The 14,778-nt window shown below is 54.4% G+C and carries 9 protein-coding genes; 5 read left to right on the top strand and 4 right to left on the bottom strand.

The annotated features are described in order from the left end of the window. Positions 1–54 precede the first annotated feature (54 nt). A complete protein-coding gene (locus BCV73_RS15205; RefSeq protein ID WP_089547764.1) occupies positions 55–1,356 on the top strand; it encodes a pyrimidine-nucleoside phosphorylase in 1,302 nt (433 codons plus the stop codon). Positions 1,357–1,498: 142 nt separating this feature from the next. After that, positions 1,499–1,939, top strand: coding sequence for a MarR family winged helix-turn-helix transcriptional regulator (locus BCV73_RS15200; protein WP_089547763.1), 441 nt, complete (start codon positions 1,499–1,501; stop codon positions 1,937–1,939). A gap of 136 nt (positions 1,940–2,075) precedes the next feature. On the opposite strand, the gene BCV73_RS15195 is transcribed toward BCV73_RS15200, so the two are convergent. Both BCV73_RS15195 and BCV73_RS15190 read right to left on the bottom strand, forming a co-directional pair. Continuing rightward, a complete protein-coding gene (locus tag BCV73_RS15195; protein ID WP_076171824.1) occupies positions 2,076–2,396 on the bottom strand; it encodes a DUF4190 domain-containing protein in 321 nt (106 codons plus the stop codon). 231 nt (positions 2,397–2,627) lie between these two features. Continuing rightward, a complete protein-coding gene (locus BCV73_RS15190) occupies positions 2,628–3,446 on the bottom strand; it encodes an AraC family transcriptional regulator (protein ID WP_313957627.1) in 819 nt (272 codons plus the stop codon). A 290-nt stretch (positions 3,447–3,736) separates the two neighbouring features. Between BCV73_RS15190 and BCV73_RS15185 the strand changes: the two genes are divergently transcribed. The 3 genes from BCV73_RS15185 (at position 3,737) to BCV73_RS15175 (ending at position 6,585) form a co-directional block, all read left to right on the top strand. Beyond that, entirely contained in the window at positions 3,737–4,795 is a 1,059-nt protein-coding gene (locus tag BCV73_RS15185) for a Gfo/Idh/MocA family protein (RefSeq protein ID WP_076171700.1), read from the top strand. After that, positions 4,792–5,649: a sugar phosphate isomerase/epimerase family protein gene (locus tag BCV73_RS15180; RefSeq protein ID WP_076171703.1), complete on the top strand. Its 858-nt coding sequence runs from the start codon at positions 4,792–4,794 to the stop codon at positions 5,647–5,649. The genes BCV73_RS15185 and BCV73_RS15180 overlap by 4 nt, the downstream gene beginning before the upstream one ends. A gap of 63 nt (positions 5,650–5,712) precedes the next feature. Beyond that, positions 5,713–6,585: a sugar phosphate isomerase/epimerase family protein gene (locus BCV73_RS15175; RefSeq protein WP_089547762.1), complete on the top strand. Its 873-nt coding sequence runs from the start codon at positions 5,713–5,715 to the stop codon at positions 6,583–6,585. A 98-nt stretch (positions 6,586–6,683) separates the two neighbouring features. Here BCV73_RS15175 and BCV73_RS15170 read toward each other — a convergent pair whose 3' ends face one another. Then, complete coding sequence (locus BCV73_RS15170) at positions 6,684–8,360, bottom strand: COG1361 family protein (protein ID WP_089547761.1); 1,677 nt, start codon at positions 8,358–8,360, stop codon at positions 6,684–6,686. Continuing rightward, complete coding sequence (locus BCV73_RS15165; RefSeq protein ID WP_256992869.1) at positions 8,357–14,668, bottom strand: DUF7507 domain-containing protein; 6,312 nt, start codon at positions 14,666–14,668, stop codon at positions 8,357–8,359. Before BCV73_RS15165 ends, BCV73_RS15170 begins: the two co-directional genes overlap by 4 nt. Between the last annotated feature and the right edge of the window lie 110 nt (positions 14,669–14,778).

The following is a 14,778-nucleotide window of genomic DNA, read 5'->3' as shown; positions in this document are numbered from 1 at the left end:
TCTTTCATCCCATTCACAGACTAACAATCCCATGGAAAGCGAGGCAGACATCCGATGAGAATGGTTGACTTGATTGAGAAGAAACGGGACGGCGGCGAGCTGTCCACGGAAGAAATTAATTTCATTATTGATGGATATACCAAAGGGGATATCCCCGATTACCAAATGAGCGCGTGGGCCATGGCTGTATTTTTCCAGAACATGACGCAGCGCGAGCGCGCCGATCTCACCATGGCTATGGTGAATTCCGGCGACACGATTGACCTGTCCGCCATCGAAGGCGTTAAGGTCGACAAGCACTCCACCGGCGGTGTGGGCGATACGACGACGCTGGTGCTGGCACCGCTCGTAGCGGCGCTGGACATTCCGGTGGCCAAAATGTCGGGCCGCGGTCTGGGCCATACCGGCGGTACGATCGACAAGCTGGAGGCAATTGAAGGCTTCCACGTGGAGATCGACCGCGAAGAATTTGTTCGCCTGGTGAATCAGGACAAAATCGCCGTCATCGGGCAGACCGGCAACCTGACGCCGGCCGACAAGAAGCTGTATGCACTGCGCGACGTGACCGGCACGGTCAACTCGATCCCGCTGATCGCTTCCTCGATCATGAGCAAAAAAATAGCCGCAGGCTCAGACGCCATCGTGCTCGACGTTAAGACGGGCGCCGGCGCTTTCATGAAAACGGTGGACGATGCCAAGGAACTGGCTCACGCCATGGTCAGCATCGGCAACAACGTCGGCCGCAAAACGATGGCCGTCATCTCCGACATGAGCCAGCCGCTCGGCCTCGCGATCGGCAATGCGCTGGAAGTAAAGGAAGCCATTGATACGCTGCAAGGCAAAGGACCGAAGGATCTCGAAGAGCTCTGCCTCGCCCTGGGCCGCCAAATGGTGTTCCTGGCGAACAAAGCCAGCTCCCTGGAAGAAGCCGAAGAGAAGCTGAAAGAAGTCATCAAGAACGGCAAAGCGCTGGAGAAATTTAAGGAGTTCATCAAGAACCAGGGCGGCAACCCGGATGTCGTCGACCATCCGGAGAATCTCCCGCAGGCCAAATACCAGATCGAAGTACCGGCGAAGGAAGACGGCGTAGTCGCCGAAATCGTCGCCGACGAGATCGGTACGGCGGCCATGTGGCTGGGTGCCGGCCGCGCGACCAAGGAATCCGAGATCGATCTGGCCGTCGGCCTGATGCTGAACAAAAAGATCGGAGATTCCGTGAAGAAGGGTGAGTCGCTCGTCACGATCCATGCGAACCGCGAAAACGTGGACGACGTCATCGGCAAAATTTACGAAAATATCCGAATCTCCGATCATGCCGAAGCGCCAACCTTGGTATACGGCATCATCACAGAATAGGCCCTACAGGCTGGAGCCTGGAACTTGCTGAAGTTCCAGGCTTTTTATATGGCTCCTTGGTTTCATTGACCAAGCCGATAAATCCAGGTATACTTCAGCATATGTAGTTGATTAGTAAACAATTATTTCGAGGTGAAGAGTAATGGAGGAGACAGGCAGTGTTTCCAGGTGGATATCGGTGCTGCACCGCCAGTTTCAAATCTATTTGAACCGGGAATTGAAGGAGCATGACATTAATTCGTCGGAGTACATTTTCCTGGTCAACTTGTATATCGAGGACGGGGTATCGCAGGAGAAGCTGTCGGCCAACCTGTTTATCAACAAAGCGGCGACAGCACGGGCCATCAGCAGGCTGGAGGCGCTCGGTTATGTCAAGCGGATCCGGGATCCTCAGGACAGCCGGGCATATTTGGTGACCCTGACCGAGAAAGGGCTGGAGAAGCGGAAGTTTATCAGGTCGAAGCTGAAGGCGTGGACGGAGATCATTTCGAGCGGCCTGAGCTCCGAGGAGACCGATGACATGATCCGCAAATTAAAAATCATGTCCGCCAATGCGGTCGCGGAGACGAAGGGATTGACATAAATCAGGCGGCCGAGCAACGCTGCGCTCTGACATGGAACGCCAAACAGCGCAGAAAAACGCATAAAATTTTTAAAACAGAAAAAGGAATGGGCTACGGGATGCCTCATTCCTTTTTGTGTACCCGTTTGGACGGGAGTTATGCCGTTTTCACTCTTGGTACGGTAGACATAACGTCATATAAAGTGGACGAGTCGATATCCGACCCGAAGAACGCGACCGCGAGCACGACGAAGAGCAGAATCAGGCCCCATAGGAGCACGCCGATAATACCGCACACGAGCCCGGCAATCGCCATGCCTTTTCCTTGTTCATACCCCCGTTTGAGTTCCTTAAAAGAAAGGGCGGCAAAGATGATCGCCAGAATCCCCAGGATAAATCCTATGTACAAAATCATTACGCTTAGGATGCCGAGCACCATTGAGGCAATGGCTTTGCCATTCGTCTTGGGCGGCGTCATTGGCGGCTGCGGCTGAAAATGTTGATACGGGTCTGGTGAATGTGGATCCAACTGTGATTTCCTCCTCCTGCATTTGGCAGAATGCTTTATGTTTATATATTCTGCTTAACATGTCTATTATCACTTAGCCGGACCTATTTGTCGATATTTTTTCGGGACGAAATTCCCAGATTTGACGCACTTTTGCCTGTTTTATCCGAACACAGGAAGCATTCATGAAGCCAGTGCTTTCTATACGCTGAAGCTCTTCCGCAGCTCCGAGGGGGATACATGCTTGTATTTTTTGAAGGCCCGGCTGAAATAATAGATGTCCTTGAAACCGGAAGACAGGGCAATCTCCGAAATGTTCATTCTGGAGTTGCGCAGCAGGTATTCGGATTTGTTGATCCTAAGCGTGTTGACGTATTCGGTTACCGTCCGCGCCGTAAGCTCCTTGAACAGGCGGCTGAAATGAAAACGGCTTAGTCCGGCCAGCCCGGCCAGCAGATCGACGGACAGTTCTTCTTGGTAATGCTCCTCAATATATTGAAAAATAGGGGTAAACCGCTCCAAATTTTTCAGCCTGTACAGGCTCTCTTCCGGAGAAAGCGTATCTTTGCCGTAGCGGCGCAGCAGTATGGCGAGCAGACGATACAGATAGGATTTGATCGACAGCTCATAGCCGAGTTCCCGTTCGTCCATTTCCCGGATCAGGGACGTGGCGCACTCGGTAATTTCCGGATCGCCGGAAATTTTGCTTGCGAACATGATCTGGTTCTGCGTTATCGGCGTAATAAACTTCGTTTCGACAGCGTCCGGTGTCTGGCTCTGCAGCAGCTTGATATCGACGATCATCGCATAATAGACCAAATCATCGGACAGGCATACCCCGTAATGCAGGTCGTTGCTGTTCACGACCACCATCTCACCCGCTTGAACTTCATAAGGAACCGAGTTCAGCTCGATGAGCGCGGAGCCTTTGGTAAAATACAGAAACTCCATATGATTGTGCCAATGGTGGGTAAACAGCGTTTTCCCGTATTCCTTGGCGGTACAATAATGGATTTTCATCGGAAAAAAACGGTCTGGCATATCCATCGGCTCCAGCAGAGCAAGGGGTCTATCCATCCAAGTCACCTCAAAATCGCACAATAAGATAAATTATTAGCATAGCTCTTCATGGCAGTTCCGCCTGTTCTTATTATAATTCAATATATATAGGTTGAACTAATTTTTTTACACCTTAATGCCCTGATCGTGCTTGCCTTTTTATGGGTGACATTCACGCGCAGGAAGGGCTGCACGGGTTCAATCTACATTTGGAAGCCAAATGCGAGAACCAAAAGGAGAGTTGAAAACGCATGGATAAAGTAAGAGTAGCTGTAATCGGAGCAGGGTCCATTTCGGAGTCCCATTTGAACTCGTATCAAAACAACCCGGAGGCGGAGATCGTGGCGATCTGCGATTTGAACGGGGAAAGAGCCAAGGCCGCTGCCCAGAAATACGGAGCTCAGAAAACATATACCGACTATCATGAACTGCTGGCTGACCCTGAAGTCGATGCCGTGAGCATCTGCACGTGGAACAACCAGCATGCCGAAATCAGCATTGCGGCCGCCAAAGCGGGCAAGCATGTCCTGGTGGAAAAGCCGCTGTGCAGAACGGTTGAGGAAGCGCTTCAGATCCAGGAAGCCGCGCATGCTGGCGGAAAGGTGTTCCAAGTAGGCTATGTGCGCCGCTTTGACCCGAACGTCGCAGTGCTGCAGAGCTTTATGGAGAGCGGCGAAATCGGTGAGCTGTACTACGCCAAAGCCTCGCTCCTGCGCCGTGTAGGCAATCCGGGCGGCTGGTTCGCCGACAAGGAGCGCTCCGGCGGCGGGCCGCTGATCGACATCGGCGTGCACGCAATTGACCTGTGCTGGTATATGATGGGCAAGCCGAAAGTGAAATCGGTGTCCGGCAATGTATACCATAAGCTGGGCAACCGCAGTCATGTGAAGAACTATTCTTTTTACAAAGCGGCCGACTATGACGCCAGCAAAAACACCGTAGAAGATATGGCGAATGCCTTGATCCGTTTTGAGAACGGAGCGTCGCTGCTCGTGGACGTAAGCTTTTCCCTGCATGCGAAGCAGGATGAAGCAGCGATCAAGCTGTTTGGTACGAACGGCGGCTTCGAAATCGATCCGGCTCTGGTCATCGTCACGGAGAAAAACGATACGATCCTGAACATCGAGCCGCAGGTGGACCATAAAGGCTTTAACTTTGCCGCCGCGTTCCAGAACGAAATCAATCATTTTATCGAAAATATTAAAAACGGCACGGAGCCGATCGCCACGGTCGACGACGGCGTGGAAATGATGAAGATTCTGAACGGCATTTACGAATCCTCTGAGAAGGGAGTCGAAATTCAGCTATGAAAATCGGAGTAAGCACATACAGCCTGTACCGTCCGATTCAATCGGGTGAAATTACGGTTCTGGGCGCGATTGAGAAAATCGCCGAGATGGGCGGAGAACACGTGGAAATCGTTCCGATCGGATACACCTTGACCGGGAACCCGGAGCTGGTGGATCAGATCGTGGCCAAGGCGAAGGAAGTCGGGATTGACGTATCCAACTATGCGATCGGCGCTAACTTCGCTGTGGACACCGAGGAGGCTTACCGTAAGGAAATCGAGCGCGTCAAAGGAGAAGTGGACATCGCCGCACGCCTTGGCGTGAAGCTGATGCGCCATGACGTAGCCAGCCGCCAAGACACGTCCATCAAACAGTTCAACCAGGAGGTTGGACGTTTGGCGGAGGCATGCCGCGAAATCGCCGATTATGCGGCGCAGTATGGCATTACGACAAGCGTGGAAAACCACGGCTATTATATCCAGGCAAGCGACCGGGTACAGACGCTGGTTCAAGCCGTGGACCGGCCGAACTTCCGGACGACGCTGGACGTGGGCAATTTTATGTGCGCGGACGAAGATCCGGTGGCTGCCGTCAAGAACAACATTCCTTATGCTTCCATGGTGCACATCAAGGACTTTTATCTGCGGCCAGCCGCCCTTAATCCGGGTGACGGATGGTTCCGCACGGCCAGCGGGAATTTCCTGAGAGGCGCCATTGCGGGGCACGGAGACATCAACCTGCGCGAATCGATTCGGATCATCAAGGAATCCGGATTTGACGGGTATTTCTCGATCGAGTTTGAAGGAATGGAAGACAGCTTTCAGGGGACAAAAATCGGCCTGGAGAACGTCAAACGCTTCTGGAACGAGGTATAGGCCGGGAATCAAAGCAGCCAATCTTTTAAATGATTCAGCATAAACAAGGGAGAGGTGACTGGAATGAACAATAAAATCGGCGTTATTGTCGACAGCTTCCGGGTCGGGGTCCGGGAAGGACTGGCCAAGGCGAAGAAGGTAGGAGCGGACGGCGTGCAGATCTATGCCGTGAGCGGTGAAATGGACCCGGCTAACCTGTCTGCGGCGCAGCGCAAGGAACTGAAGAGCTATATCGAGTCCCTGGGACTGGAAATTTCGGCGCTGGTGGGCGACCTCGGCGGATACGGTTTCCAGGATAAGACGGTCAACGCGGAGAAAATCGAGAAGTCCAAGCGGATTCTCGATCTGGCGGTAGAACTCGGAACCAGCGTAGTAACGACACATATCGGACTTGTTCCGGAGGACAAGAACAGCGAAATCTACCAAACGATGCACGATGCATGCGAGGAACTGGCTTCTTATGCCACCAGCATGAACGCTTTCTTTGCGATCGAAACAGGCCCTGAGCCTTCCGCACGACTGAAGGATTTCCTCGACGGACTTGGCTCGAAAGGCGTATCCGTCAACTTCGACCCGGCAAACATGGTCATGGTGACCGGCGACGATCCGGCTGAAGGGGTGCACAACCTGAAGGATTACATCGTACATACCCATGCCAAAGACGGGATCCGTTTAAAAGAAGTACCTGCTTATTACATCTATGAGACACTTGGCTTCGAGCCGCCGGCCAACGAGAACAATACATTTGTTCCTGGGGAAGGGCAGTATTTCCGCGAAGTGCCGCTGGGCGAAGGCAGCGTAAACTGGCAGAGCTATTTGCAGGCGCTGAAAGATATCGGCTATCAAGGATACTTGACCATTGAGCGCGAGGTCGGGGAGGATCCGGAGGCGGACATTTCCAAAGCGGTGCAATTTTTGAAGCAGTTCCGGGGATAATCAGCCACTTGGCAATGTATGAACCACTCCTCGAAAAATGAACGAATGACAAAACAGCGAATGCGATCGATAAGATCGGCATTCGCTGTTTTTTGCTTTTACTCATCTTCTGTGTTGACGGCAATGCTGAGCGTCTCGGATACCCATTCCCGTTCATAGACGCATCCGTCGACTTCCGCCAGGGTCCGGAACAGAAAATAGCCGTTTATTTCTTCAAGCTGTCCGTCCACCGGATCGGGAACCTTGGCTGTATACCTGAACGTCAGTGAACCGCCAGGGTCCACGGAGCCCAACAGGACATCCTGGGGAGGATTAACCGCTTTGCCGTTTACGATCACGGTGCCTGCCTGAAAAAGAATGGGATCCTGCATCCAGCCGATGAGAACCACGGACGCTCCTAAGCTTCCACTGTTATACAGTTTGACGGTAATCAGCAGTTCATCCCCTGGCTCAAGTACGTAATGGGCGGCATGAGCCGTTGCGGTCAGGCTGGGGGCAAGCAGCTCAACCATGGCCGTCTCGGGTGAGGTGCGCTGGCGGACGATCCGGCCGTCGGGCAGGTGGAAGGCGTAAGATACGGTTGCTTCGTTTGGTACGCGTAACGGGCCTGCAGACGGTATAAACGGGTCAACGCTCGCTTCATAAGTGATGATTACTTGCTGCCCCGGAGAAAGGGTCCCCAGGAAAAGCCCATCCATCAATGGTGACCCTTCCAAGTTTTGACCATTTAGCCGGACGCTGCCCGGAACGAGGGATAATCCTTCGGGAAACGCATCCTGCAGCGTTGCATCTACCGCTTGGCTGCTCGTATTTTGCACTGTACATTCGTAACCGATCATACAGCCGATGGTTGCCCGGTTTCTGTTTGACTTCTTGCTGAGACTGACTTCAGGGTCGATCACGATCACTTGAAGCTCATTGGCCATGGCCTTATACTCCATCCCATCAATGTAATACTTCAAGCAGCTTTGGATGACCGCGGAATCGGTGTCCACCTTCCCGACTCTTAAGCTAACCCTGATGCGGATGGAAGCGCCGGGAGCGATTGTCCCGATCGGAATTCCATTTTCGGGCTGCACGTCCGGATACAGGACGCCATTGATGACGACACTGCCCTGTACAAATGTTAATCCCGGTGGGAGCGTAATAAAGATCACCGCTTTGGATAGCGGTACACTCCCTTGATTCGTCACCAGAAGTTCGTAGAACAGTATATCCCCGATAAACGTTTGGAAGGTGCTGACGTCGGCGATTAGCGATACGGAGGAAGGTAGCACGGTCAGCGTCACCGGGTTGGAGGCGATGGAGCCGCGTACCGTTCTTCCCCCGAGGGATTGGAACGAGTATTCAGCACGTCCTTCATTGGTGATTTGCAGCGATGGGGGGATCGCCACCACGATCGCCTGAAACACAACATACACCGAAGCATCAGGCCCCAGCATGCCGAGATCGATACCTGAACCGGGTTGAGCTCCCGGGACGGGGGCGCCGTTCTTCAAGACACTATTCGGAATAAACGACAAACCGGCTGGCAGCGGATCGTACAATATCAAGCCGGCTTCGCGATTGCCATCATTGCGTATTGAAAAGCTGTAGGTCACCATTTGGTTCAGCGAAACGACGCTATTATGGACAAACTTGCTGAACTTCAGCAGCGGGCCGATCCATGGGGTATCGACGGTATTGGAGTAGGCTACCGACTCGGCTCCACCAACGCTAAAGCGGACCATGGTTTGATTTTTTAAAATAAAATCAGATGTCAGCCCGGACTTCATAGGGTCGTCACCTGTACCTGGAACGTCACGATCACGGTGTCTCCAGCCCCGATGATGCCGACTGTGATGCCTGTATTCGGATTGGCGGTCGGTCTAGGCGTTCCGGCGACCGTAACACTGCCTGGTACAAACGCCGAACCTGTCGGTACCGGGTCAACAAGCACAACGTTGTTGACGGCTTCGATTCCGTTATTTGTAACGGCAATAGAGTACGTAATGATGTCTCCGACGACCGCGTCAACGGACGGTGTGCTTTTGACGACGGAAACGTCAGGCGACGAGACCGGAATCGTCAGCACGTTGGATAGGGAAGTTCCGGTAACGACCACCCCGTCCGGACGCGTAAAAGAGAAGTTTACGGTTGCCTGGTTCACGAGCTGCTGCGGGTTTGGCAGAGTATCGACCGTCACTTCCATGGTAACGGTCACTTGGACGGTTTGGCCAGGATTGATTGTGCCGACGGAGAATCCGGTTGACGGGTCCGCACCTGGCAGCGGCACGCCGTTTACCTGAATACTGTTAGGGACAAAAACAGCTCCATTCGGAACAGGGTCGGTTAATGTTCCTGCCGCCGCAATGTTGCCTGTATTCGTCAGCGTTACCGTGTAGACGATCGTATCTCCAACCGTGGCGTTCGTCGTATTGGCCGTTTTGTTGGCACTGATCATTGCCTGATAGACAGGGACGGACGTAACGTTGGAGAACGCGGTGCCGGTGAATGCGCCAGAGTTGAACGTTACGGACGATTGGTTGGTCAGGTTGCCGTCGTCAGGGATGGACAGGACGGTTACGTTAAACGTCACGGTTACTACTGCACCAGGGGCGATCGTACCCAGCTGAATGCCAGCCGCCGGATTGGCCGAGGGCTGGGCAGTTCCGTTAACCGTTACGCTGCCCGTTACAAACTGGCTCCCTGCGGCGATCATATCCGAGAAGACTGCATTGGTGACATTTTCAATTCCATTGTTGGTTACAGTGATGGTATAAGGAACCACCGTGCCCACCGAAGCTTCAGCAGCACCGGAAGCTTTGACGACGGCGACGTTTGGCGCAGATACCGGAATCGACAGCGTATTGGAGGCAAAGGAGCCATTGATGACCCGGGAGTCCGGAAGCGTGAAGGTAAAGGCTGCGGTCGCTTGGTTGGTCAGCTGCTGGGTTGGCGGTACCGCATCAATAACTGCCGAGAACGTGACGACGGCACCTGTCACGATAACACCAAGGGGAATTCCCGCGGCCGGATCGGCTCCCGGCATCGGCTGGCCGTTGAGAATTACGCTGTTTGGCACAAAAGTCGTTCCGGCAGGTAGTGTGTCCGTTAAGGTGACGGCCGCGCCGAAATTGCCTGCATTGTTCATACTAACGGTAAATACGACCGTATCACCGACGGTTGCATTGGTCGTGTTGGCGGTCTTTTGCGCGGTGAAGATCGGCTGAAATACCGGAGTGGTAACGGTATTGGAGAAGGTGACCCCAGAGAAGGTACCCGACGTAAAGCTGACCGAAGACGTATTCGCGAGCTGAGCGGGCGTTGGAAGGGAGGTCACCGTGATGTTAAAAGACACGGTAACCGTGGCCCCCGTAGCAATCGTGCCGATGATGATGCCTGTGGCCGGATTGGCCGCAGGCCGGGGTGCACCGTCGACCGTGACGGAACCGGGCACTAAGGCGGCACCTGGCGGAATCGGGTCGGTGAACAAGACACTGCTGACCGTTTCAATACCGTTGTTTGTGATCGTCGTCGTGTAAGTCGCCGTATCGCCGACCGTCAGCGCGGTTGACGGCGTGCTTTTGACGACCGTAACGTTGGGAGCGGATACCGGGATGGTCAGTATATTGGATACGGCTGTCCGGGTAAAGGAACGGCCGTCCGGAAGAATAAAAGTGCCTGAGACGGCGCCTTGGTTTACAATCTGCTGCGGGGATGGCAGCGAAGTGATATTAACCGAAAATACGGCTGTCGCCGCCTGTCCCGGATTGACGACGCCGACAGGTATGCCCGTGCTAGGACTTGCCCCCGGAATCGGTGCCCCGTTAACCAGAACGCTGTTTGCGACGAAAATAGTCCCTGACGGAATGTTGTCCGTTAACGTGATCTGAGCAGGATAATTTCCCGTGTTTCCGATCGAGAACGTATACGTGACGGTATCGCCTACAGTGGCATTTGCGGTGCTTGCCGTCTTGGCCACAGTTGGCACGGCGTTGAATACCGGAGTTGTCACGCTGTTGGAGTTGGCAAGTCCCGAGAAACTCCCTGACGTAAACGTGACAGTTGCCTGATTGCTTATGATCCCGCTGACGGGAACGGAATTTACGGTGATGCTGAAATTTACCGTGGTAGTGGCGCCGGGATCTAGTGGTCCGAGCGAAATGCCTGCGGACGGATTCGCTGTTGGGGCAGGCGTGCCGTTAATCGTTACACTGCCGGTCACAAATGACGCGCCCGCCGGAATACTGTCGGTAAACTGGACGTTGTTGACCGTTTCGATTCCTTGATTGGTGACCGCCACAGAGTAGACGATGGTATCCCCAACGGTCGTCGAAGTCGTGGCCGTCGTTTTGACCACACTCACGTTCGGCGCGGATACGGGAATCGTAACGGTGTTGGATAATGCCGATCCACTTAGCGTCCTGCCGTCAGGCGGCGTATACGTAAAATTGGCCGTCGCCTGGTTCGTGATGAATTGCGGGCTCGGCAGCGAGTTGATCACCACCACAAACGTCACAACTGTGCTTGCTCCGGGCGCGAGAGTCCCTAGATCGATGCCGGCTGCCGGGGACGCGCCCGGTATTGGAAATCCGTTTACGATGACGCTGTTGGGAGTAAACGTAGTCGAAGCCGGAATCGTATCCGTCAGCGTAACCGCTGCTCCGAGATTGCCGCTATTACTGACCGTTACCGTGTACGTAACGGAATCACCGACGGTGGCATTGTTCGTATTGGCACTTTTGGTCACAGCGATTTGCGGTTGTATGACAGGTGTCGTCGTAATGTTCGAAGACGCGGTTCCTGAGAACGTGCCAGATGTAAAGCTTACGGTTGACTGGTTGTTGATTTGCGATGGAATCGGCATGGTTATCCTCACCTCAAAAGTTACGGTAGCCGCAGAACCAGGGGTCAGGGTACCGATTGAAATGCCCTCGGACGGAACTGCTGACGGGCGCGAAGTACCGTTAACAATTACGCTTTGAGGAATAAACGAAGCGTTTGAAGGGACGTTGTCGATCAGATTGACGTTGCTGACATTGGACGTTCCGTTATTCGTGACCGTACTTGAAAAAGTCAGAACGTCCCCAACGACAACATTCGGCCTCGAGGCTGTTTTGACAACGCTAACGTTCGGAAGCGCTACAGGAATCGTTACTGTATTGGACGCTGCAGATCCCGTAACTTGCCTGCCGCCCGGTAATGTATAGGTATAGGATGCCGCCGCCTGATCCGTAAGCTGTCTCGAAGCGGGCAGGGAAGTAATCGTAACAACAAAACTGACCGTTACCGCAGTGCTTGCCGCGAGAGAACCCAGAGGGATTCCGGTCACGGGACTAACGCCCGGAACGGGATTGCCGTTAATGAGCACGCTGTTTTCAATAAATACAGAGCCAGGCGGAATGTTATCGGTCAGCGTGACGGCAGCAGCCGTGTTGCCGATATTACTTACTTGAAACTGGTAGGAAAACGTTTCTCCGACCGTGGCGTTTAGCGTACTGGCCGATTTCACGATGTTGATGAGCGCCAAGAAGACGGGGATGACCAGCGTGTTGGACAGGGAGGTACCGCCAAAGGTGCCGGACGTAAAAGCGACGCTGGCCCGGTTACTCAGCTGCCCTGTGCCTGTCAGGGAATTGACGCGGACTTGGAACGTTACGACGGCAGAGGCCCCTGCACCCAAAGATCCGACGGACACGCCACTCGCGGGATTTCCGCCGGGAACCGGGGTTCCGCCTACCGTCACGCTCCCGCTGATCAACGATGTCCCCTCTGGTATCGGGTCCGATACGATGACATTGCTCACAGGCCCGATCCCGTTATTGGTCGCTGTAATGGTGTAGGTTATGACGTCCGATACGGTTGCTGCCGACGTGTTGGCGCTCTTGACCACCGTCACGTTTGGCGCCGAGGCCGGAATCGTCAACGTGTTGGAGGTTGCCGATCCCGACAGGCTGCGCCCGCTTGGCAGCTGGTAGTTATAACTGGCTGCTGCCGTATTGGCCAGCGACGGTGGAGAAGGGAGCGAGTTCAGCACGACCTGGAAAGTGACGGTAACGGAGCCCCCTGCTCCTACGGTCCCTGCGTTTATGCCTCCGGTTGGAGTGGCCCCTGGCACTGCCGCCCCTCCAACCGTAACCGAGTTCGCTACGAAGCTGGTTCCTGAAGGAATGTTATCGGTCAGTGTAACCTGGGCTGCCCGGTTCCCGCTGTTCCGGACCAAAAGCGTGTACGTAATCGTGTCGCCAACCGTGGCGCTTGAGGTTGAGGCGCTTTTGGCAATCGTGATGACCGGCTGATAGACGGGGGTCGTCATCGTGTTCGAGACCGCCGTCCCTTGAAAGGCACCTGAGCTGTACGCTACGGTCGACTGGTTCGACAAGGCCCCGGATGCGGGGACGGATTGAACGGCAATCTGAAAAGTTACCGTAACGGAGCTTCCTGCTGCCAGAGTTCCCAGGGATACGCCGCTGGCGGGATTAGCTGATGTCACCGCTGTGCCGCCGACGGTTACACTGCCGGGTACGAAGGCGGCACCGGAAGGGATGGCATCGGTGAATACGGCATTCGTTACGGCTTCTGTACCGTTATTGGCTACTGCAGACGTATAGGTCAGTGTCTCTCCTACAGCAATATCCGAGAAATTAGCGCTCTTCGTAACCGTAATATTCGGCAGGGTTACCGGGAGCGTGAGCGTGTTCGACGATGCAGAACCCGATATCGTTCTTCCCGCTGAAGGCGTGAACGTATATGCAGCAACGGCCTGGTCGACAAACTGTGGTGGAGAAGGCAGAGAGTTCACCTGTACCCGAAACGTTACCGTCGCAGATGATCCCGCACCAATACTGCCAATCGCAACGCCTGCCGCCGGATTCGCCCCTGCAATGACGGTTCCATTAACCGTAAACGTGCCGGTAACGAAGGAACTGCCTGTCGGGATGTTGTCGGTGAGCGTGACATTTGCGGCGATATTTCCGGAATTGGCCACCAAAATGGTGTATGTAACGGTGGAGCCTACCGTCGCATTGGTCCGGTTGGAGCTTTTGGTCAGCGTAAGGGCCGGCGACACGACGGTAACATTGACCGCATTCGATGGGATTACGCCGGTAATCGTCGACCCGCCGGCAACGCTTTGGAAGGAGAAGGAGGCGTTCGCTGTGTTGACTAACTGGTTGGAGGATGGTTGTGCCGTTACCGTTGCCCGATAAGTGACCGTTGCTGAAGTGCCGAAGTTTAACGTCCCTAGTGGTGCTCCTGCAACAATATCGTAGGTCGGACGGGATACGCCTCCAACTGTTACGCTGCCGCTGACGAAGCTCAGTCCCGCCGGCAGTGTATCCGAAAGGACAACACTGTTGGCATTAGCGGTACCTGTATTGCTTACCGTCACCGTATACGTGATGACATCGCCGACAACGGCAGTCGTCGTGCTGGTGCTCTTGGCTGCGGTAATGGCCGGCGCGTTGATGTCCACTTGAATGGCATTCGCGTTTACCGCATAAGCATCTCCTGAGGTCGTGAGGATCAGTACGGCTGATGACTGGTTGTTGACAAGCCGGGAGGAGACGTCGACATTCGTGATATCCCAGCCCTGACGGCCCCCAATGATGTTGCTTCCGGGCGCTCCGTTGGTCTGATTGCGGGTCCCGAACGTCCCGGTCGTATTCAATTGGCCGGCATCGTTGTTAATCTGGGATGCGAAAAAGTTGTTGGCAAAGTTGTTGGGGCCCGACAAGGCGGAAGCCGTGTTAGATGTTGGGCCGAACAACGCCTGATCTCCGGTCCGGTTGGCATCGCCTTCCTGGGCGCTGAACAGCGCTCTGCCCCCCAGCGCGCCCGAAACCGGGGTAGCAAACCCCGTCAGGGTCGTCGTAACCGGGTCGGAGTTGGCCTGAACCAGCACGGCGCCCGCACGGATCGACATGTTCCGGAAGGGAAGGGAGGGATTCTGGTAAATGACGCCCAGCGTCCATCCGGCGTGATTTCCTGTAGGATCGTTAGCGATGACGATGGTTCCCACAACGCCGCCGGTCGTATAAGTACCTGCACCTCCTTGCTGAACCAGCGATGTAACATTCGCGGACCGGACGTACGCCGTCATTCCGTTTCCGAAATCTATGGAATTGGCGGTTGCCGGATCGGGAGTAACGCTGTTCGTTCCTGCCGGCGTAATAAACGTAACGGGATTGTTAATTGAGCTGCTGAGATTAA

Source organism: Paenibacillus sp. SSG-1 (assembly GCF_002224835.1).
Lineage (GTDB): Bacteria > Bacillota > Bacilli > Paenibacillales > Paenibacillaceae > Paenibacillus_AQ > Paenibacillus_AQ favisporus.
This window is presented reverse-complemented; position numbering and strand designations above follow the sequence as displayed.